Consider the following 16,768-nt stretch of genomic DNA (forward strand, 5'->3'; position numbering starts at 1 on the left):
ACATCTTAAAACTTCCCAAAACTTCCAAAAGCATAAAAAAGACCCGATATAGACGGATTTTAAAGATATTTTTGCGTATATTTAAAAATACCAAAGGATATAAAAATATATTTGCAAATATCCACTTTTTACGGAATAATAACGGAGCAAAACAAAAAAGCATAAAAGGACTCCGTAAAAAAATGCCAAAGATACCCACCCCGCTAACAGATAGAGAGATCAGAGCGCTAAAGCCGAAGGATAAAATTTATAAGAAATGCGACGGCAGAGGTTTATATATTTTCGTAGATCCTAGCGGTCGTAAATATTTTGCTCTCGAATACAAAAGCCCGGCCGACAATAAAATCAAAAGGCTAAATTTAGGAGACTTTCCCGAGTTTAGTTTGGCCATGGCGCGCGAGGAGAGATTTAAGCTAGAGCAAAAGGTAAGAGACGGCATCGACGTCAAGCGCGAGAGCGAGATAAACGAGCAGGCAAATTTTAAAAAAATCGCGCAAAGATGGCTCGAAATAAAAGCCCCTAGCGTAGAGCCAAACACCCTGAATAGAGATAAAAGGCTGCTTGAGATGTATGCCTATCCGTTTTTTGAAAATAGAAGCATTACGGACATTACCGTAACCGACGTCATCGAAATTTTAAAAAAGATAGAGGCCAAAGGCAGCCTTGAGATGGTGAAGCGACTCTATTCGCTTTTAAATCAAATTTGGCAATCGGCTTATTATATCGCGCCAAATAACGTGATCGCGAGCATTAACTACCGCTTCACGTTTAAAAAAGTAAAAGAGAAAAATTACGCGACGCTTACCAAAAACGCCGATATTAAGGCACTTTGGCAAAGTATAGACGAATACAGCGGCGACGTTCGCACCAAATACGCCCTTAAATTTGCAGTCCTCACCGCGCTACGCCCCTTTAACGTCAGAAGCGCAAAATGGGAGTATATCGACTTTGACGAGGGCGTCATAAGCATCCCCGCGGGCGATATGAAAATGCGAGAGGCTTTTACCCTGCCCCTATCGCGTCAAGCCTTGGAGCTGCTAAAAGAATACAAAGGCTACAATCTAGATCAAATTTATCTTTTCGGCTCGCTTTACGGCGCGACGCGGTATATGAGCGAAAATACTTTAAACGTCGCGCTTCGCCGTATGGGCTTTAGCAAAGACGAGATCGTGTCGCACGGTTTTCGTGCAATGTTTAGCACCGTTTGCAATGAAAACATCGACACTCACGGGCTAAATTTCGACATCATAGAAAAATGCCTCGCACACAAAGGCACGGACAAGATCCGCGCCGCTTACAACCGTGCCCAAAACCTAGCCCAAATGCGCGCAATGATGCAGTGGTGGGCGGATTGGCTAGATAATTTATAAATTTAAGCGCTCTTTGAGAAAAATTGCTCTATTTTAGGCGCGAGCGCTACTTGCCCTTTGCTCGTGATTTTCGTCGTAAAGGTTTGTAGATTGCCTTTTGTGGTGGCTATTACGTTCATCACAAGCTCAAAGTATCCGTTATCGACGTATTTTTGATAAGGCTTATTGTCTTTTTGCAAGTAGCCGCTATCTCGCAGCCAGCTAAAAAGCCGTTTTTGCCCTACCCTGATGCGCTTGTCGTCGCATAGGGCTTTTGCGTAGTCGCCGATGTTGATGCTCGTCGCGCTTGCTTCGACTGCTTTTGCGAAGGTAATATAAGGCAAATTTGCCGCTTTTTCGCGCTCTAGTTCCTGAGTTTTTACTCTTTGGGCTTTTAGATCAAGGGCTAGTTTTATGATCGTATCGGGATCGCTTAGCACCTCATCGATCTTTTTTTGAGTGAGGTAGCCGCCGTGCTTGCGGATAGACGGCAAAACCTCAACATTGACCCATTTTCTAAAGCTCCTCGCGTTTGGCTTGTCGCTTCGCATTAGCACGAAATAAAGCTGCGGCTCGGTAATAAAAGTCGCGTTTTGCTCCCTGCCTAGGCTATCAAGGATGGGGTAGGTTAAATCTAGGCCATCGTCAAACTCCCTTTTTATCGCATTTTTGACGTCGGTAACGTTTTGGATTTCCAAAACCCTGCAAACATCAGCCAGGCAAAAAAGCGGATCGCCCGACTCACCTACCGCAACCCTGATCTCAAAGTTATCATTTTTAAAAATTTCTAGGTTCATTTTTGCCCTCTATTAAATTTTATTTTCGTAAATATTGCCGACGACTACCCAATCGCCGAGCTCACTGAGAGAAAATCGCAAACTCTCCCGCTTTTTATCAATCGGCCTAACGACGAAACTTCCGAAATCAAAAATCACCTCGCCTATCTCGCCGTCTCGCGGATTATAAAATTCATCGCCGCAAGGAGACTGCGGGTCAAATTTGACGATGTCGCCCTCGTAAATTTCCGCATTATTTTGATCCTTTACGCCGGCGTATTGCATAAGCTCGATTTCAGAAAATCTAAAATATGCGGCATAATCTTGTTCGTCCGAATTCTTTTTCGTTACCGTAACCAATTCAAAGCACATATCTATCGCCTCTAAAAAATACATCTTTCTTTCTTTAATATGCCACGCTCTAAATTTAATCTCTCTCATTTTTCACACTCCTAATCTAAATTCTTTATTTTTCGCGAGCTTTATTTGCTCAAAAATCATTTTTACGACGTTTACGCTCATGGTGTTTCCGGCTTGCTTATACGCCTGCGTATCGGAAACTACGATTTTGAAATTCTCGGGGAAACCTTGTAAGCGTAAGCACTCTCTAGGGGTTAACTTGCGTATGCGCTCGCTCTTTAGTAGATTATTTTGCTCAAAGCTGCTTGAGCTAATCGTAGGGCAAAACTCAAACTCATTGCCTTTATTAAAACCTCGTGCGCGTTGTAAAATTTTCGGCTCTTGATTGCCGCCTTGTGCCGTGTGTATAGTAGGAGCTACCCCGTCGATGCCATAAACGCACTTTAAGATGTCGTTGCCTTTTATGTCGAGCTTGCCGATTACCTTTATAAAATTATCCGTGCGACGACTTCCTGCGGTAGTCATTATGCAATTCCCTACATCACATAAAGACTTTGGGGCAAAGCTGCCCTTAAAGTTGTTTTCTTTTTTCTTAAGACACGCGATCATCTTATCGCTCAAAAAGTATTTTTCATCTACTTCGCGATCAAGCATACCACCCAAATTTAGCCCTCGTGCCTGCTTTGGCGCGTAAGAAAAGGTGTGATATTCGTCTGCGTTCAAAAACCCTACGATATACAGCCGCTCTCTGTTTTGCGGGATGCCGTAGTCTTTGGTATTCAAAACTTCGGCGTGGCAGTGATAGCCTAGCCCGCGCAAAGCGTCCAAAAACCTTTGATAGCTTTTGCCTCCGTTTATGGATAAAAACCCTTTGACGTTTTCATAAACGAAAACATTAGGGCGAGCTTCGCTAACGACGCGGTAAAATTGCCATATTAGATTGCCTCTTTCTCCGTCCTCGCCCGCGCGCTGTCCCGCGATTGAGAAGTCTTGGCAAGGGCTACCGCCTATCAAAATATCTATTTGCCCGGCGTAAGCTCTAGCGTCAAGATCGCAAACGTCCTCGTAAAAAGCTAGCGGGGCGTCGTGATTGGCTAGGTAGCTTTGGCGTGCGTATTTGTCTATCTCGTAGGCGAATACCGTCTCTACCTCGTCAAATACTTCGCGAGCGGCAAACTCGGGCGCGCCTATGCCGGAAAAGAGAGTGGCGAGGATCATTTACCCCGCCCTCAAAAACTCCGGCAAGCTCATCGCTACGCTCGGGTTATATTCGCTTTTTTCTCGGCTTACGCGCTTGATCTCGCTTAGCACCAGCTCGCGCGTTTGCTCCAAACAGCCCTCGATCATCTTATAAAATTCAGCCTCTTTGCGGCGGATATTTGCTAGCACGTTTGCCTCGGCTTCGCTCGTGATGATATAGCAAGTTACTTCGCGCGTTTGACCGTAGCGATAGACGCGGCGCAAGCTTTGGAAAAATCCCTCAAAGCTATCCGATAGCGAGGCGTAGATCACATTTGCGCAGTGCTTTTGCCAGTTCATACCAAATCCCGCGATCTTGGGTTTTGTGATGAGGCATTTTATTTTGCCGTTTGCAAAATCACTCATCGCGCGCGCCTTAAAGTCGTCGCTATCGCTTCCCTTGATCTCAACGCTATCCGCCACTAGCTTTTTGAGCATCGCGCCCTCGTCGTTTAGCTCGCACCAAATCAAAAAATTCTCGTTTGACGCATTGCAAATCTCGGCCACTTTTTCGCATCTTTGCTCTAAGCTATCTTTTTTGGCTTGCCTGCGCTCTTGCAAGGTTTGCGCGGCGATCGCAAAAAGCGAGTCCTTGCTTTGGCTTTCAACTTCGACGTGCTGCATTTTTAGCGGCGGGAGCTTAAATTTAGCGTCCTCTTCGGCGCTATACCCTAGATCGGATGGTTTTGTAAAAAATACCGCCCACGAGCTGATAAATTTCCAAAACGGCTTAACCGCGTGGCCTTTTAGTATCCATTCGGACGTATCGCCGCCGTCGTGCACAAAATACATCGAGAGCATTTCGTACAAGCTCATCACGTTTAAAAACTCCGTGTGATTACCTAGCTCCGTGTAGTCGTTAGGGCTTGGAGTGGCCGAGCATGCGAGCTTATAAGGCGTGTGCTTGTAGTTTTCGATGATTAAATTTCGCGTGGCCGAAGTATAGCTTTTTAGCCTCGAGCTCTCGTCCAGGACTAACGCGACAAACGCATCCGGGTCAAATTTATCCAACTTTTCATAATTGGTAATGTTTAACCCGTTTATCACATCGTCCGCGCTTTCGCAAAATTTAACGTCATACCCTAGGATGTGCTTTATCTCCTCGATACTCTGAAAAGCGACGGCAATAGGCGTCACGATGAGCACGGGCGCGCGCTCTTTTTGCCAAATTTGATAAGCCCACTCGCCTTGCATCGCCGTTTTGCCGCTGCCCGTCATCGCAAATATCGCAAAATGCCCCTTTTTAAGCGCAAGATAAACGAGATCCTTTTGATAATCAAACAGCGCGCCGTTTAGCTCGTCTCGCGAAATTTCAATGCTTTTAAAGCTAGCTCGCTTTTGTTTCGTCTTTAAAAAGTCTTCATATTGCATAAATTTCCTTATCTCTAGGTTGCGAGTAGCAACCTTAGTCTTTAGCATTTGGTTCTTTAGCGGCGATTTATTCGCCGCGCTAAAAGAACGTTAAATAATACAATTCTTGAAAAAATCGGGCATTGAGCGGATTTTGCCGTTATCGCTTAACGTGGCTATAACCTCAAAATGCTCATGCTCGTCCAAACATGCGATCGCCTTTCTCATCGCTTCGCGCCTCGCGTTTTCTAGCTCTTGTTTTAAGGCGCTTATATCCTCGCCCGCTCTTTTAGCCTTAAAAACCGCTAGCTGAAGCGCGCCGTATCGCCTAATCTCAGGCCTGCACGCATCTTTTACTTTATTTGCGTAGAAGTCTTGAATTTTTTTTGCCTTATCCACCGCCGACCCCCTAAAAAAGCGATCCTTGGGCGCGCTCTCGCAAGGCTAGCTCGCAGTTTTTCGCCGCAACTTTAAAATAAGAGCTCTTTAGCTCAATGCCTATCCCTTTGCGGTTCATTTTTAGAGATTGATAAACCTCGCTGCCGATACCCAAAAACGGAGTAAATACGACGTCGCCCTCATTGCTCCACAGTTGGAGTGCACGCTCTATAACGTCAAGCTGGAGCGGACAAATATGCTTCTCGTCCTCGTCGTCGCGGCTACCTTTTAGGCTTAGCGTATTGCTCGGGTTAATATCCATCCAAACCGGGCTCGCGTATCTTTGCCACACTTCGATACTGCCGCGGTTTAGGTTGCCTTTTTCTTCGTCAAATTTAGACGCGATCGGCGCACCGTCGCCGCAGTAGTATTTTAACCCGCCCTCGATCGGCTCGGCGTTTATGCCCGGTTTTCTCATCGTGACGAGATAGTCGGGTATCCCTTGGCGGCTCATCGCGCTATCTTTTACGAGTTGCTTATGAAGCAGTCCGAGCGCCTTCGTCCGCTGTTGAGCGATTACGGGATCTTTCCAAATGCAAACCTCGGAGTGAAATATAAAGCCCACGCTCTCAAAAAGGCGTATTAGCTCGCCTCTAAAGTCGCGAATTCCGATAAATCCGTCTCTAACCTTTGAAGTGGGCAAATTCATGCAATGAAAACTCATAAGCCGCCCGCTTTTTAGGATGCGAAATAGCTCCTTTGCCAAAAACGCAAAATGCTCCATAAATTCGCCCTTTTCTGAGTTGCCCATATCTCGATCGGAATTTGAATAGGTATAAAGGCTATCAAACGGCGGCGAGTAAATGATATACCCTACGCTCTCATCATTTAGAGCCTTAACGACCTCGCAGCTGTCGCCGTTATAAATGGCATAATCGTCCGCTACGACTTGATTTATCACGTTCATGACTCTTTACCTCTAATCATCTCTAAAATTTCGTCTTTATCGACAAACACGCTGCGACCGGTTACGGCATATCGCTTAATAATCCCTTTTTGCGCCCACTTCTTGATCGTTACCACCGCAACGCCTAGCATTTTTGCCGCCTGCGCGTAACTGATAAAATTTATTTGATTTTGATGCATATTTACTCCTTTAACTTCGCAGGCGAGCCAAGCCCGCCTTTACGACGAGGGATTTTATCCCCTCGACCCCTCTAAAGCCCTGCTGCGCGGGTTCCCTATTTTTCATTTTGCGCCCTCGATCGGCTTTTCGTTTTTTGCCTTGATCTGCATGGCGATTTTTATATGCTCCTCGTTCGGATACCTTTTGATTAAATTTTCTATACCTTCGATCGTGAAGTATTTACAAACCTTAAGCGCCTTTATGTGCTCATCTACGTTAAATTTTCCCACTTTTTACCCTTTAAAAAATAGTTTTGCTTAAATTTAATCGCTTGCGCATATCCCTGAAATATGCGATTTGCTCGTTAAATTTGCCAAGATAGACGCCAAAAGGAAACTCGCCCGTGAGCTTATCCGCGATCTCGTCCATCACCTCAACGCACTCCTTAAAGTTTTCGTTTTCGATAAAATCCATAAATTTACCCTTTAGCCGAAACGTAACTTCAAGGCGCTTCCAGTCCTTAAATTTCTCGTCTATTTTTTGCTTGTGGTAGTTCGTTTGCTTTTCGAATTTGTCGTATAAACAAACCTTATCCACCGCGTAAAACTTCCCGCTTTTTAGTCCGCGATTGGCGTAAATGCTAGTTTTAAAACTGATCACGTCATCGGCGCACTCTTTTACGGACTCTTTAAATTCGCCTTTGGATTTAGAATTTACGTCGCCCCGATCTTTAAAATCCACCGCGACATCCCAGCTGTAAGGCTTAAAACGCCGTAAAAACTTGCCCAAAATTCGGTAAGTTTCTTTAAAAATATCCCTGCTAGGCTGAAATAGCCCCGCAAAGACAACGCAAACGTAATAGCCAAAGGGCTTTTTACGCTTCTTGCAAAGATCGTTCAACTCGCTTGAGTTTTCGACCACCAGCATCGTGTTAGTTAAGCTTTTCGTGCCGCGCTTAAAGCTGATGTAGCGGATTTTAAAGGGGTGCTTTTCGTCCGCATCAAAAAGCGGCTTATTTGCGCCCTTAAATTTATACTCTGCATAATCCTTTACCGTTTTATTTCGGCTTATTAGCCGCAGCTTTCCCAAAAGCTCAATCTTTTTCAAAAAGCCGTTTAGCGTGGCCTTTGGCATCACAAAACGGATGCTATCTATCCCGCAATCGACAATGTCGTCTGCGCTAAATTTAGGCGTGGGCTTCATCTACTGCACCGCGAGCCAATTATCCATTTTTTGTTTGATTTCAGTAATTAGGTCGTCCGCCTGCTCTGTTTCGTTTTGTTCTACGAGCTCGGCAAGCTCATCGAGACTCTCTTCAATCTCCTCAAAAAATGAGGCGATTAGCTCTTTGATCTCGTCTTTGGCGTTTTTTAACGCGTCTCTTAAATTTCTACTCATTGCCCGCCTCTTTGTCTTTGTCCTCTTTTTTGACAACCTCGATGGACATGTTAAGCCCGTGCGAAATTTGAACGCCCGTTAAGTCGTCCGTGTTTAGCTCTCGCTTTAGTTCGCGCTCTAGGTTTTCGAGAGTTTCAAGATAACTTTTTTTGTCCTCTTTGAGCTCTTTTATCTGCTCGTCTATTCTCTCGATCCCCGACTTAACCTCAAAAAATCGTTTCAAATTTTGAATTAGCATGATTTTTCCTTTATATCCACGATCGCGCCGCCTAGCCTGCACGCGATAAACCCGTCCGCATTCGCGTAGTAGTGCGTTTCACTAAAGATCGCCCCGCTCGCGCCCTTGATTTTCCTATCTTTTGCCCGGCACGGCTCAACTGAGCGATGCGAGAGAATTTGTTTTATAATTTGGATTATTCGCACTTTTTGCCTCCGCTTTGCCCAGCCTTGCGCCGCGTTTTATCCCGCGGATCTCGCCTTTTGGAGTTAGTTTGATCTCAAACCCCGCCATCGCCATTTTTGCCTGAAACATCGCAAAATCAACCGCTTTTTTATTTAGCATTTTTTAGCTCGCTTTCTTATTTTTGTTTAAAAAAACATATCCTGCGCACGTGCCGTCGCCCACTCGGACGTTTTTGGCCTTGCGCCACTCGATCCCGTCGCCTTCTAGTATTTTCGCGTTATCCTTGCTTACGTATCCGCACCTTAGCCCGGCCGGGCTTTTGATCCCGCGCATCTCGCAATAGTCCTTTACCGTCCATCTGGTTTTTTCGTAGATTAATTGTGCTAGAGTTTTCATTCACTCGCCTCCTTTAAATTTCAAATTAAAAAGCCGTATTTGAGCTCGAATTTCTGCATCGCGGCTTTAAAATCCTCGCAACCATCCAAAAACTCCTCGCCTAAATCGCTGTTTATTAGCTTAACTAGCTTTTGGCATATCGTCTTGCGCCGTAGGCACTCGTTGGCTAACTCATCATTTACGGCGATATTCAAATACGCCTCTTGTATAAACTCGTCTTTCGTCATCTTTTATCCTTTAAATTTACGCGGTTTCCCGCCGTTTTTCACTCTTTAAGCCCCTTTTTGAGTAAAATTTGAGCGCAAAATCAACAAACCCAAAAGGAACTAAAACAATGAAATACCGCTACGAGATCAACGACGAAATAAGCTTTTTTATCGCGCCGCTTAGTTACGGCAATTTCGGGCTGTTCGTAAATGACGAGCTTTACGGAACGTATGCCAACGCGTCATTAGCCGCAGACGACGTTTATCACGGCTACACGAGCTTTGACCTTTGGGATGACGAGGATCACGACGAGCCTTACGACTTAAGCGAGTGGGAAGCAATTTTTTAAAACTAGCATATACCGCCGTAAGTCTCTTGTATCGCTGTTTTGAGATGATTACATAGCCGCTCTCGTTAACTTTTTGAGCTGTCTCTATCCCCAAAATGTCGTTTATAAATTTGTCTCGTTTCATCTTTTATCCTTTTAAAAAATACTCATAAAAAAGCCCTTTTTCGTTATAATCCATTCGCCAAAACAAATTCAACTAAAAGGACTCATTTATGAATACCAACCAGCTTTTAATGCAACTAGAGGCCGCCGATTTTGACGACCTAAAAGAGATCGTCAAAATACTCGTTAAAGAGCTAAACACCGTGCAAAACGCGCTAGAAAAGCTAAAAAGCGAAGCTAGCAAGCACGGCATTTATTCTCAACTAAGCTAGAGCGCCTTTGCTTCTTTCTCTCTTTCTTTAAACGCTTTTTTAGCGATCTTGTTGAGCTTTTTGCGGGTTTTATCGTCAAGCTCGGCACCCCATGCCATGGATATATTTTTAGCTTTTTCGGAAAAAATATTCCTTGCATCCATATACGCGTAGCCCATCATTTGCAACCATCCGGCATAAGCCACGAACTTCTTATATTTCTTAATCGACTTTTTCATCCCTCATCCTTTCTTGGGGCAGCTTAGGCCGCCCTTTGTAGTTCTTGCAAGCGTTCGCGCATCTGCTTTAGCGAGCCTATCAAGCTAAAATATATCCCGCCGCGCTCGTCTTTGGTCTCCTCAAAGAGATACAAAACCGTATCCGCGCCGCAGTTTGTTAGCGCGCCGTAAGTTTTAGCCCCTATTTCGACGCTCGCGCCGCATTCGTGCTCCTTAACCTCTCCGAACTCTTTTAAGAGCTTAGCCGCGTTTTGAAGTTTCATTTTTCGTCCTTTTTGGTATAATCTCATCTAAAAAAGGCTTTTAGATGGAAGTTTTTTTAAATTTTTAGCCGATATTTTTGGCGACGTTACTCACGCCTTCATAGTCGGTTTTATCGGCGGATTCGGCTTTGGCTCATACTCGGCTTGGCGTATTTTCCAAGCTAGAATTCCGACTACGTTTAAAAATTTCGAGTGCGTCCTTCATTTCAAAGACGGCTATACGAAACGCCAAGCCCAAATAGGCTTTAAAAACGACAAGCCCATCATCGCGATTTGCGAAAATTGCCGCAAGAAAACCTGCGAACTTACCGGGCAAAAGTGCCAAGCTTTCACGCGCTTTTAGTCAAACATCCCCAGCATCCAAGCTACCAAAGTCGCCGTAAACGTTCCGATCACAACGCCTAAAATCAAGAAAATCAAAATCATCTTTTTAACCTTTTTAAAGAACTCGCGCTTTAACTCCGCGCGTTTTTTGAGACGGACTCTAGCTTTGTTCCTCGCGTGGGGGAGATTTTAGAGCTTAACCGCAAGATTGACGGCACTTATTACCTTGTAGCAACTCAAATAAACTACGAAGTGGAAAATCAGACTCTAACGCCTCACGTAACTGCTCAGGTGTGGTTCGATCAAGGATCGCACAAAGAGATAAACTAGCCTCCAGCCTATCTGTAAAAGCCTCCAAATTTTGGGCTATTTCCACCAATTCAGCCCTAAACGGTGCGAGCGACTCGTCTCTGCCTCTGCCGTATTGGTGCATAATGCCCAACGTCGCATTTAACTTAGATTGGCACTCTTTTATATTTTGTAAAAGGCATAAATCAAACATCTTTTTCGTCCTTTTTGGTATAATTGCTTAATTGATGTTTGAATTATAATACATTTTGTCGTATTTGTCAAGAAATTTGCGTTATTTTATTAACGCTTTTGCATTATTTTTAGAAAATTCGTAGGAGGTTCTGAATGGGGGCGCGAGAAAAGCTTAACGAAATAAAGGATTTATGGGGCTTGCGGACGGATATAGAGCTAGCCGAAAGATTAGGAGTAAATAAATTTACGATAGATAGTTGGATAAGAAGAGATAAAATTTCCAACGAGTGGCTTTTAAAAATAGGTCAGATGACCGAAAAAAAATCAAATTCGGACGATGCCGATCTCTACTTTATCCGCAAAACGACCTCCGTCAAGGCAAGCGCGGGCGGCGGCAACGAGCTAGAAGGCGTGAGGAGCTACCAAACGGGCGAGCTGATGCCGATTGCCAAGGCCTTCTTTAAAGTCCCGCCCGGTAAAAACCTGGGCAGCATGGAGGTAGAGGGCGAGAGCATGACGCCGATGCTAAGGAGCGGGGATTGGGTTATTTTTCGCGAGGACGGCGCATTTGCCGGAGACGGGCTTTACGTGGTAAATTTTAGCGATCAGCTCATGGTAAAAATCCTGCAACTCACGCCGCGCGGCATGCTTAAAATTGTTTCGGTTAATCCGAATTTTCAAAGCTACGAGATCGATCTAAACGAAACCCAGGAGCATTTTAAAATCGTGGGTAAAGTGGTAAAGAGTATAGTTTAAATTTAAAGGAGATGTTATGAAAAAGGTATTTTTTGTTGGCATATTGACTAGTTTTGCTTTTGGTTTTTTTGACCCGGACTATGTTACAAAAGCAGAGCAAGAGCTGACGCTTCATTATTTGAATAATAAAATTTATGAAACGGTATCGTGCATGAACGAAGAAGTAGACAATATTTATTATATATTATGCAGAGGGCTTGCGCTGGGAGTAGATACAAGAAGGCAAGGCGGTCTTTTTAAAGTGGTTAAAGAGGGCGACAGCTATAAAATTTTTGCCGTAAACGGTAAGGCACAGCAACACGCAAATGGTAAATACGAAACGCTCGTTGATCCATCTTTGGATATTCAAAAAGTCATGAACGAATTTTAAGAATGAAATATGCTATTTTCTTGATTTTGTCGGCTTGCTTTTTGCTAGGATCGGATAAATTTGACTGCTCAAAGAAGTATTGCAAAGAGATGAAAAGCTGCGAGGAGGCTTATCATTATTTTAAAAATTGCGGGCGCGGGGATTTTGACCGAGACGGCGACGGCGTGCCGTGCGAGAATGTTTGCGGGAAGGGTAAGAAAAAATGGAATCTTTAGCAACAATTTTAGTAGCGTTTATAGGCGGCTATTTCGCGTCTAGAATAGAACCGACAAAAAGCAAACTTAAAAAAATAGAGATACTTTTTGGCTTAAGAGTCACGGCTACAAAGGAATTTAATGCAATATTCCAAAAATATGCCCCTTTAAATTTAGGAGAGCTTCACGACGGGGAGATATACGGCAAGAAAAGATGGGAAGAGATAAGAAAAGACGTATCGAAATACAAAGCCCAAAACGGCTATGTGTTTGAAAATAAGGCAATAGATAAAACATTGGATGACATATTGCTGTCGCTAGATTATAGCGCAGATCCAACATATAGGGCACTTGAAGCAAATGGCAATGACGCGGAAGCAAATGCGTTTGAAGAGGACTCTTATAAAAATACATTAATACTCATGGAAAAGGCCAACGAGATGATAAAAAAGTATCTATTTGAAGAGGCAAATAAGGCTTAATTTGAAAATTTTATCCCTCTTGCTTATTTCGTTTTGTCTGCTTTTCGGGCTTGAAGGCAAGGTTATTAAAGTCGTAGACGGCGATACGATTTGGATATTGCCAAAGGGCGGCGAGCGTGTCAAAATCAGGCTCTACGGGATCGACGCGCCCGAGATGAAGGATAGCGGCGGTAAGAAGTCCAAAAAATACCTCAGCGAGCTAATAGCCGGCAAAGAAGTCCAAATCGAAACGCACGGGCACGACAAATATAAGCGAGTGATCGGGATCGTCTATTTGGACGGCACGGACATCAACGGCAAAATGGTAAAAGACGGCTACGCGAGAGCCTATTTAAAGTATTCAAAGAAATACAAAAACTTTTAAGGAGATAAAAATGACAACATATTACATAGGTAAAAACACTAGAGGTATAGCTTCAAAAAGTAACTTTACCTTTAATTTTGAAGAGAAAAAAGCAAGGAAGTTCATATTAGATTATATACAAAATGAACGTTCCATAAATTTTACAGATATTCAAAAAATAATGTTTCCCAACGATATATATCCTGATGTTTTTATATCGCATTCTCACGGAGATGAAAACTTAGCAAAAAAATTAAAAGAATATCTAGGAGTAAGCGCTTTTATTGATTCGGAAATATGGGGAAATATATATAATCTAGAGAAAAATTTAATTTTTGACAAACCAATAACCTATCTCGGCAACGAGACGATCCAAGAACTAAATAAGATTTATTCATCCACAAAACTTATACTAGCAACCGCATTAAGCAATGTAATGCATAACAGTAAATATTTTGTATTTATAGAAACTCTAAATTCAAGAAATAACGACAACACAACATACTCCCCCTGGATATACTTTGAAAATCAACTAGCAAGGCAAATTTTTATAAAAGAACGAACAAATAGAATCGTTGCAAATCAAGAGCATAAGAATGAGAGTATTGAATGTAAATTTACAACGGACTACGATTTTCTGGACAAAAAGACTAATTTATTAGATATTAAGCAGTATATTAGGCTATAAAGATGGAAAAAACTAGCGAAAACATGCTTAAATATCTTGAATTTTTACAAAATATCATAACAAGGATGAATACGAATTCATTTCAGATAAAGACTTTTGCCATTACTATAACATCGGCCATAGTAGCGTTTTTTTACGACAAAAATTATGACAAATCAGCGCTAGCGTTTTATATTGCTATGATACTGATATTTTGGATATTGGATGCTTATTATTTAAGGATGGAGAGGGCTTATCGAGATATATATAACGATGTTGTAAAAGGAGAAAAATACGAGCTTTTTAATCTAAGCACAAAAGAGAGACTTAAAAATTCGAAATTTAATTATTGTTGCATTATATTCTCTTGGTCTCTGGCGCCGCTATACATTTGTCTTGCAGCAATGTTTTTGATACCTATCGTATTCGCCTCTAATTAGCCGTGAGTAATCACGGCTAATCCCCAAAACTATACCCGTTATCGCTCACGGCCTGCGCCACGGCTTGCGGGGTAGCTTGCGATCCATATAAATTTATGTCGATCTTTTTATTGTCGGTTATTTGATTTTGGCTCGTTTGCGACCTCATCTCGCGGCGGTCTTGCGCGACTTTATCCACAGATCCGGCCGTCGTTTGCGGCGCTGCGTCGTTAAACCAACTAAAAGGATTATACCAGTTAGCCTCCTTGCCGTCGCCGATGCCTAATATATCCTTCGCCCCTTGCGTGGCAGATCCTGCAAAGTCCGTAACCGCTTTTATGCTATCTGTTACAAATGCAAATTTCTCCGCTAGCCAATCAAAAAAGCCTGCAAAAAAGCCTTTTATCCCATCCACAACGGAGCTAAATTTCTGCAATATCCACTCGCCTATATTGCCGAAAAGATCGCGCCACCAATTAAGCTCCTCGCCAAAAGCTTCTATCCACTGCGCGCCCTTGATTTTGACAATGTCGATTATGAACCCCACGGCGGTTATGACGTTTGCCAAAGCTTCAAAAGGGTATAAAAGCGCGCTCAATACTGCGCCTAGAGTTTGCCCGAAACTAGCGCCGGCGTCCTTTAGTGCTCCAAGCTCATCCTCGCTCGCCTTCGTCACTCCAAATATCGCCCCAAACAGATCAGCAACGGGCGAAAAAGCGTTTTTTATAGCCTCCCACGCCCTGCTAAAGCTATCTATTAACGGCTCTAGCCCGGTCATGACGCCCTCAAAAAATCCGCTAAAAAAGGCTTTTAGCTCATCCCAATATTTATAAGCCGCAAAAGCGGCGGCAGCGATAGCGGTCAAAACGATCCCGATGGGATTGCTCAAAAATGCCACACCGAGCGCTCTAAAAGAGATCCCGATATTTTTGAGAGCTCCGACGAAAAGAGTTGATTTTGAGCTAGCGGCTGCGGTGCTAGCCCCCCAAAGAGTAGATGCTCTCGTAGCCGCGTTTAGCCACATTGCTTTAAATCTCGCCGCGATACCGCAATCTTTTAGCGAGCCGCCTAGCTGCAAGCAATCAAACGGCAAAAGCTGCAATACTTTACGGTAATTTCCGAGCATTAGCGTCGCAAGGCTCAGTGTGGCTTGCTTTGCGATTAGCGCAGTCCTGACGGCTGTTATCGCGATAACCGCACCGAATGAGTATTTTATCACACCCGGGAATGCGTCGGCAAACCATGAAACGGCGTAACTGATTTTTTTAATGCCGTCGATAACTAAATTTAAAGCTGGCAAAAACGCATTACCAACATTTATCGCGATCTCGTTAAAGGCGCTTTTCATTAGCCGGATATTATTTGCCGTCGTTTTGCTCCTGGACTTAAATTCCATATCCATCGATCCGGCTTTTGCCTTATCCGCGCTTAGCTTCATCGCCTTGTCGTAGTTTTCTATCGCGCCCGTTACTAGCGAAATGTCGTCGCCGAAGTTTTTCCCGAAAATCGCCGTTAAAACGCCCGTTTTACTCTCTTTTGGGATCTTTGAGAGCATATGCAAAAAGTCGGTTAAGGCCTTTTGCGGATTTTTGATGATCGATTGCTTTAGCTCTTTGCCGTCGATGCCGATTTGCTCAAATGCGGCCTTAACCGAGTCGCTTGCGTTGTCGGCGTTGTTTAACGTCGTTAGCATCGAGTTGATCGCGGTCGCGGCCACTTCTGGAGCTTTTCCTAGGGCGATAAAGCTACTAGCAAGTCCGCTCGCGGCGTCTGCGCTAAGCCCAAAGTCTTTGGCATTACCCGCGATACGCCCCAGGGCGTTTACTATTTTATTTGCGGTGGCTGCGGAGTTGTTTGAGATGTGATTTATCGTGTCGCCTAGCTCGCCTACACGCTTAACGTCCATGCCAAATATATTCATCATCGTGGCCATATTATCGCCAGCCTCTTTGGCGCTCATGTCAAAGGCAACGCCCATCTTTGCCGCGGTAGTCGTGAAGTCCATCAAATTTTCTTTAGCGATGCCGAGCTGTCCGCCGCTTGCCGTGATTTGAGCTAGCTCATTTACGCTTAGAGGGATCTCGCGGCTCATCTTCATTAGGCCGTCCGAAAACTGCTTGACCTCATCCGCGCCGCTAAAATCGACTACTTTTTTGACGTCGGCCATCGAGCTTTCAAAATCGATCGCCGCGCTTATTGGTTTTGAGATCGCCATGATACTACCCACGGCGGCTAGTGCCTGAGTTTTTAGGCCTTCGAGGTTTTTCTTAGCATCCTCGATGTCTAAATTTAGCTTATGCGTCACGGCTTTTTTGATGTTTTCTTTGAGATTTGCCAAATCCGTGTGAAATTTCGCGCTTTGAAACGGATTTGCCTTAAGCTCGCTTAGGCCGTTTTTATAAGCCTGTATAGCGCCCTGGGTAGCCTTGTTTATCTGATCGCTTAGGCTCGTGGCTTGCTTGTTTATAGCCTTCATCGCCTTATCGAAGTCGCTTAAGTCCATCCCGAAGGTCAGAGTCGCATTTTTCGCCATTTTTCAGCCTT

At 43.9% G+C, this 16,768-nt stretch carries 29 protein-coding genes; 11 read left to right on the forward strand and 18 right to left on the reverse strand.

Going from position 1 to position 16,768, the window contains the following annotated elements; genetic code table 11:
- Positions 1–182 precede the first annotated feature (182 nt).
- On the forward strand, positions 183–1,370 hold the full coding sequence (locus CDOM16190_RS09745) for a tyrosine-type recombinase/integrase (protein WP_170020530.1): 1,188 nt from the start codon (positions 183–185) through the stop codon (positions 1,368–1,370).
- Between the two features lie 2 nt (positions 1,371–1,372).
- Here CDOM16190_RS09745 and CDOM16190_RS09750 read toward each other — a convergent pair whose 3' ends face one another.
- From CDOM16190_RS09750 to CDOM16190_RS09820, 15 genes are all read right to left on the reverse strand, one after another.
- On the reverse strand, positions 1,373–2,146 hold the full coding sequence (locus tag CDOM16190_RS09750; protein WP_170020532.1) for a phage antirepressor KilAC domain-containing protein: 774 nt from the start codon (positions 2,144–2,146) through the stop codon (positions 1,373–1,375).
- 12 nt (positions 2,147–2,158) lie between these two features.
- A complete protein-coding gene (locus tag CDOM16190_RS09755) occupies positions 2,159–2,566 on the reverse strand; it encodes a YopX family phage-derived protein (RefSeq protein ID WP_170020534.1) in 408 nt (135 codons plus the stop codon).
- A 3-nt stretch (positions 2,567–2,569) separates the two neighbouring features.
- Entirely contained in the window at positions 2,570–3,703 is a 1,134-nt protein-coding gene (locus tag CDOM16190_RS09760) for a DNA cytosine methyltransferase (protein ID WP_170020536.1), read from the reverse strand.
- Positions 3,704–5,095 (reverse strand): DEAD/DEAH box helicase family protein, encoded by a 1,392-nt coding sequence (locus CDOM16190_RS09765; protein WP_170020538.1) that lies wholly within the window; start codon positions 5,093–5,095, stop codon positions 3,704–3,706.
- A 90-nt stretch (positions 5,096–5,185) separates the two neighbouring features.
- Entirely contained in the window at positions 5,186–5,473 is a 288-nt protein-coding gene (locus CDOM16190_RS09770) for a hypothetical protein (RefSeq protein ID WP_170020540.1), read from the reverse strand.
- Between the two features lie 10 nt (positions 5,474–5,483).
- On the reverse strand, positions 5,484–6,419 hold the full coding sequence (locus CDOM16190_RS09775) for a DNA-methyltransferase (RefSeq protein WP_170020542.1): 936 nt from the start codon (positions 6,417–6,419) through the stop codon (positions 5,484–5,486).
- Positions 6,416–6,598, reverse strand: coding sequence for a helix-turn-helix transcriptional regulator (locus tag CDOM16190_RS09780; RefSeq protein ID WP_170020544.1), 183 nt, complete (start codon positions 6,596–6,598; stop codon positions 6,416–6,418). The genes CDOM16190_RS09775 and CDOM16190_RS09780 overlap by 4 nt, the downstream gene beginning before the upstream one ends.
- 102 nt (positions 6,599–6,700) lie before the next feature.
- A complete protein-coding gene (locus CDOM16190_RS09785; protein ID WP_002944658.1) occupies positions 6,701–6,868 on the reverse strand; it encodes a hypothetical protein in 168 nt (55 codons plus the stop codon).
- Between the two features lie 10 nt (positions 6,869–6,878).
- Positions 6,879–7,781, reverse strand: a complete 903-nt coding sequence (locus CDOM16190_RS09790; RefSeq protein WP_170020546.1) for a hypothetical protein — start codon at positions 7,779–7,781, stop codon at positions 6,879–6,881.
- Positions 7,782–7,976, reverse strand: coding sequence for a hypothetical protein (locus tag CDOM16190_RS09795; protein WP_170020548.1), 195 nt, complete (start codon positions 7,974–7,976; stop codon positions 7,782–7,784). It lies immediately after the preceding gene.
- Positions 7,969–8,214: a hypothetical protein gene (locus CDOM16190_RS09800; protein WP_170020550.1), complete on the reverse strand. Its 246-nt coding sequence runs from the start codon at positions 8,212–8,214 to the stop codon at positions 7,969–7,971. Before CDOM16190_RS09800 ends, CDOM16190_RS09795 begins: the two co-directional genes overlap by 8 nt.
- The gene (locus CDOM16190_RS09805; protein WP_170020551.1) at positions 8,208–8,399 is read right to left on the reverse strand and encodes a hypothetical protein; all 192 of its coding nucleotides are present in this window, start codon (positions 8,397–8,399) and stop codon (positions 8,208–8,210) included. The genes CDOM16190_RS09800 and CDOM16190_RS09805 overlap by 7 nt, the downstream gene beginning before the upstream one ends.
- Positions 8,350–8,538 carry a hypothetical protein gene (locus CDOM16190_RS09810; protein ID WP_170020553.1) on the reverse strand — a complete coding sequence of 63 codons (189 nt, stop codon included), beginning with the start codon at positions 8,536–8,538 and terminating at the stop codon, positions 8,350–8,352. Before CDOM16190_RS09810 ends, CDOM16190_RS09805 begins: the two co-directional genes overlap by 50 nt.
- A gap of 3 nt (positions 8,539–8,541) precedes the next feature.
- Complete coding sequence (locus CDOM16190_RS09815) at positions 8,542–8,775, reverse strand: hypothetical protein (protein WP_170020555.1); 234 nt, start codon at positions 8,773–8,775, stop codon at positions 8,542–8,544.
- 20 nt (positions 8,776–8,795) lie between these two features.
- Positions 8,796–9,002, reverse strand: a complete 207-nt coding sequence (locus CDOM16190_RS09820; protein ID WP_170020557.1) for a hypothetical protein — start codon at positions 9,000–9,002, stop codon at positions 8,796–8,798.
- 107 nt (positions 9,003–9,109) lie between these two features.
- On the opposite strand from CDOM16190_RS09820, the gene CDOM16190_RS09825 reads away from it, so the two are divergent.
- Together CDOM16190_RS09825 and CDOM16190_RS09830 are read left to right on the forward strand one after the other, a co-directional pair.
- Positions 9,110–9,331, forward strand: coding sequence for a hypothetical protein (locus CDOM16190_RS09825; protein WP_170020559.1), 222 nt, complete (start codon positions 9,110–9,112; stop codon positions 9,329–9,331).
- 212 nt (positions 9,332–9,543) lie between these two features.
- Positions 9,544–9,705, forward strand: coding sequence for a hypothetical protein (locus tag CDOM16190_RS09830; protein ID WP_170020561.1), 162 nt, complete (start codon positions 9,544–9,546; stop codon positions 9,703–9,705).
- Here the strand turns inward: CDOM16190_RS09830 and CDOM16190_RS09835 are convergent.
- Together CDOM16190_RS09835 and CDOM16190_RS09840 are read right to left on the reverse strand one after the other, a co-directional pair.
- Positions 9,702–9,923 (reverse strand): hypothetical protein, encoded by a 222-nt coding sequence (locus tag CDOM16190_RS09835; RefSeq protein WP_170020563.1) that lies wholly within the window; start codon positions 9,921–9,923, stop codon positions 9,702–9,704. The two genes, CDOM16190_RS09830 and CDOM16190_RS09835, sit on opposite strands and share 4 nt — an antisense overlap.
- A 23-nt stretch (positions 9,924–9,946) precedes the next feature.
- Positions 9,947–10,186, reverse strand: a complete 240-nt coding sequence (locus tag CDOM16190_RS09840) for a hypothetical protein (RefSeq protein WP_170020565.1) — start codon at positions 10,184–10,186, stop codon at positions 9,947–9,949.
- A 501-nt stretch (positions 10,187–10,687) separates the two neighbouring features.
- On the opposite strand from CDOM16190_RS09840, the gene CDOM16190_RS09845 reads away from it, so the two are divergent.
- The 8 genes from CDOM16190_RS09845 (at position 10,688) to CDOM16190_RS09880 (ending at position 14,245) form a co-directional block, all read left to right on the forward strand.
- A complete protein-coding gene (locus CDOM16190_RS09845; RefSeq protein WP_170020567.1) occupies positions 10,688–10,840 on the forward strand; it encodes a hypothetical protein in 153 nt (50 codons plus the stop codon).
- Positions 10,841–11,146: 306 nt separating this feature from the next.
- Positions 11,147–11,749: a LexA family transcriptional regulator gene (locus tag CDOM16190_RS09850; protein WP_170020569.1), complete on the forward strand. Its 603-nt coding sequence runs from the start codon at positions 11,147–11,149 to the stop codon at positions 11,747–11,749.
- 16 nt (positions 11,750–11,765) lie between these two features.
- Positions 11,766–12,119: a hypothetical protein gene (locus CDOM16190_RS09855; RefSeq protein ID WP_170020571.1), complete on the forward strand. Its 354-nt coding sequence runs from the start codon at positions 11,766–11,768 to the stop codon at positions 12,117–12,119.
- 2 nt (positions 12,120–12,121) lie between these two features.
- Positions 12,122–12,334 carry an excalibur calcium-binding domain-containing protein gene (locus CDOM16190_RS09860; RefSeq protein WP_170020573.1) on the forward strand — a complete coding sequence of 71 codons (213 nt, stop codon included), beginning with the start codon at positions 12,122–12,124 and terminating at the stop codon, positions 12,332–12,334.
- Positions 12,322–12,795 carry a hypothetical protein gene (locus CDOM16190_RS09865; RefSeq protein ID WP_170020575.1) on the forward strand — a complete coding sequence of 158 codons (474 nt, stop codon included), beginning with the start codon at positions 12,322–12,324 and terminating at the stop codon, positions 12,793–12,795. Before CDOM16190_RS09860 ends, CDOM16190_RS09865 begins: the two co-directional genes overlap by 13 nt.
- Position 12,796: 1 nt before the next feature.
- A complete protein-coding gene (locus CDOM16190_RS09870) occupies positions 12,797–13,159 on the forward strand; it encodes a thermonuclease family protein (RefSeq protein WP_170020577.1) in 363 nt (120 codons plus the stop codon).
- 10 nt (positions 13,160–13,169) lie between these two features.
- Positions 13,170–13,826: a toll/interleukin-1 receptor domain-containing protein gene (locus tag CDOM16190_RS09875; RefSeq protein WP_170020579.1), complete on the forward strand. Its 657-nt coding sequence runs from the start codon at positions 13,170–13,172 to the stop codon at positions 13,824–13,826.
- Between the two features lie 2 nt (positions 13,827–13,828).
- Positions 13,829–14,245 (forward strand): hypothetical protein, encoded by a 417-nt coding sequence (locus CDOM16190_RS09880; RefSeq protein WP_170020581.1) that lies wholly within the window; start codon positions 13,829–13,831, stop codon positions 14,243–14,245.
- 16 nt (positions 14,246–14,261) lie between these two features.
- Here the strand turns inward: CDOM16190_RS09880 and CDOM16190_RS09885 are convergent, their stop codons facing one another.
- On the reverse strand, positions 14,262–16,757 hold the full coding sequence (locus CDOM16190_RS09885; RefSeq protein WP_170020583.1) for a phage tail tape measure protein: 2,496 nt from the start codon (positions 16,755–16,757) through the stop codon (positions 14,262–14,264).
- Positions 16,758–16,768 lie beyond the last annotated feature (11 nt).

This window comes from Campylobacter sp. RM16190 (genome assembly GCF_012978835.1).
In the GTDB taxonomy this organism is placed as follows: domain Bacteria; phylum Campylobacterota; class Campylobacteria; order Campylobacterales; family Campylobacteraceae; genus Campylobacter_A.

Excerpts from the sequence above, each read along its gene's own strand:
- CDOM16190_RS09745 (WP_170020530.1), top strand. The coding sequence starts at position 183 with ATGCCAAAGATACCCACCCCGCTAACAGATAGAGAGATCAGAGCGCTA.
- CDOM16190_RS09750 (WP_170020532.1), bottom strand. The coding sequence starts at position 2,146 with ATGAACCTAGAAATTTTTAAAAATGATAACTTTGAGATCAGGGTTGCG.
- CDOM16190_RS09755 (WP_170020534.1), bottom strand. The coding sequence starts at position 2,566 with ATGAGAGAGATTAAATTTAGAGCGTGGCATATTAAAGAAAGAAAGATG.
- CDOM16190_RS09760 (WP_170020536.1), bottom strand. The coding sequence starts at position 3,703 with ATGATCCTCGCCACTCTCTTTTCCGGCATAGGCGCGCCCGAGTTTGCC.
- CDOM16190_RS09765 (WP_170020538.1), bottom strand. The coding sequence starts at position 5,095 with ATGCAATATGAAGACTTTTTAAAGACGAAACAAAAGCGAGCTAGCTTT.
- CDOM16190_RS09775 (WP_170020542.1), bottom strand. The coding sequence starts at position 6,419 with ATGAACGTGATAAATCAAGTCGTAGCGGACGATTATGCCATTTATAAC.
- CDOM16190_RS09780 (WP_170020544.1), bottom strand. The coding sequence starts at position 6,598 with ATGCATCAAAATCAAATAAATTTTATCAGTTACGCGCAGGCGGCAAAA.
- CDOM16190_RS09790 (WP_170020546.1), bottom strand. The coding sequence starts at position 7,781 with ATGAAGCCCACGCCTAAATTTAGCGCAGACGACATTGTCGATTGCGGG.
- CDOM16190_RS09795 (WP_170020548.1), bottom strand. The coding sequence starts at position 7,976 with ATGAGTAGAAATTTAAGAGACGCGTTAAAAAACGCCAAAGACGAGATC.
- CDOM16190_RS09800 (WP_170020550.1), bottom strand. The coding sequence starts at position 8,214 with ATGCTAATTCAAAATTTGAAACGATTTTTTGAGGTTAAGTCGGGGATC.
- CDOM16190_RS09810 (WP_170020553.1), bottom strand. The coding sequence starts at position 8,538 with ATGCTAAATAAAAAAGCGGTTGATTTTGCGATGTTTCAGGCAAAAATG.
- CDOM16190_RS09815 (WP_170020555.1), bottom strand. The coding sequence starts at position 8,775 with ATGAAAACTCTAGCACAATTAATCTACGAAAAAACCAGATGGACGGTA.
- CDOM16190_RS09820 (WP_170020557.1), bottom strand. The coding sequence starts at position 9,002 with ATGACGAAAGACGAGTTTATACAAGAGGCGTATTTGAATATCGCCGTA.
- CDOM16190_RS09825 (WP_170020559.1), top strand. The coding sequence starts at position 9,110 with ATGAAATACCGCTACGAGATCAACGACGAAATAAGCTTTTTTATCGCG.
- CDOM16190_RS09830 (WP_170020561.1), top strand. The coding sequence starts at position 9,544 with ATGAATACCAACCAGCTTTTAATGCAACTAGAGGCCGCCGATTTTGAC.
- CDOM16190_RS09835 (WP_170020563.1), bottom strand. The coding sequence starts at position 9,923 with ATGAAAAAGTCGATTAAGAAATATAAGAAGTTCGTGGCTTATGCCGGA.
- CDOM16190_RS09840 (WP_170020565.1), bottom strand. The coding sequence starts at position 10,186 with ATGAAACTTCAAAACGCGGCTAAGCTCTTAAAAGAGTTCGGAGAGGTT.
- CDOM16190_RS09850 (WP_170020569.1), top strand. The coding sequence starts at position 11,147 with ATGGGGGCGCGAGAAAAGCTTAACGAAATAAAGGATTTATGGGGCTTG.
- CDOM16190_RS09855 (WP_170020571.1), top strand. The coding sequence starts at position 11,766 with ATGAAAAAGGTATTTTTTGTTGGCATATTGACTAGTTTTGCTTTTGGT.
- CDOM16190_RS09860 (WP_170020573.1), top strand. The coding sequence starts at position 12,122 with ATGAAATATGCTATTTTCTTGATTTTGTCGGCTTGCTTTTTGCTAGGA.
- CDOM16190_RS09865 (WP_170020575.1), top strand. The coding sequence starts at position 12,322 with ATGGAATCTTTAGCAACAATTTTAGTAGCGTTTATAGGCGGCTATTTC.
- CDOM16190_RS09875 (WP_170020579.1), top strand. The coding sequence starts at position 13,170 with ATGACAACATATTACATAGGTAAAAACACTAGAGGTATAGCTTCAAAA.
- CDOM16190_RS09880 (WP_170020581.1), top strand. The coding sequence starts at position 13,829 with ATGGAAAAAACTAGCGAAAACATGCTTAAATATCTTGAATTTTTACAA.
- CDOM16190_RS09885 (WP_170020583.1), bottom strand. The coding sequence starts at position 16,757 with ATGGCGAAAAATGCGACTCTGACCTTCGGGATGGACTTAAGCGACTTC.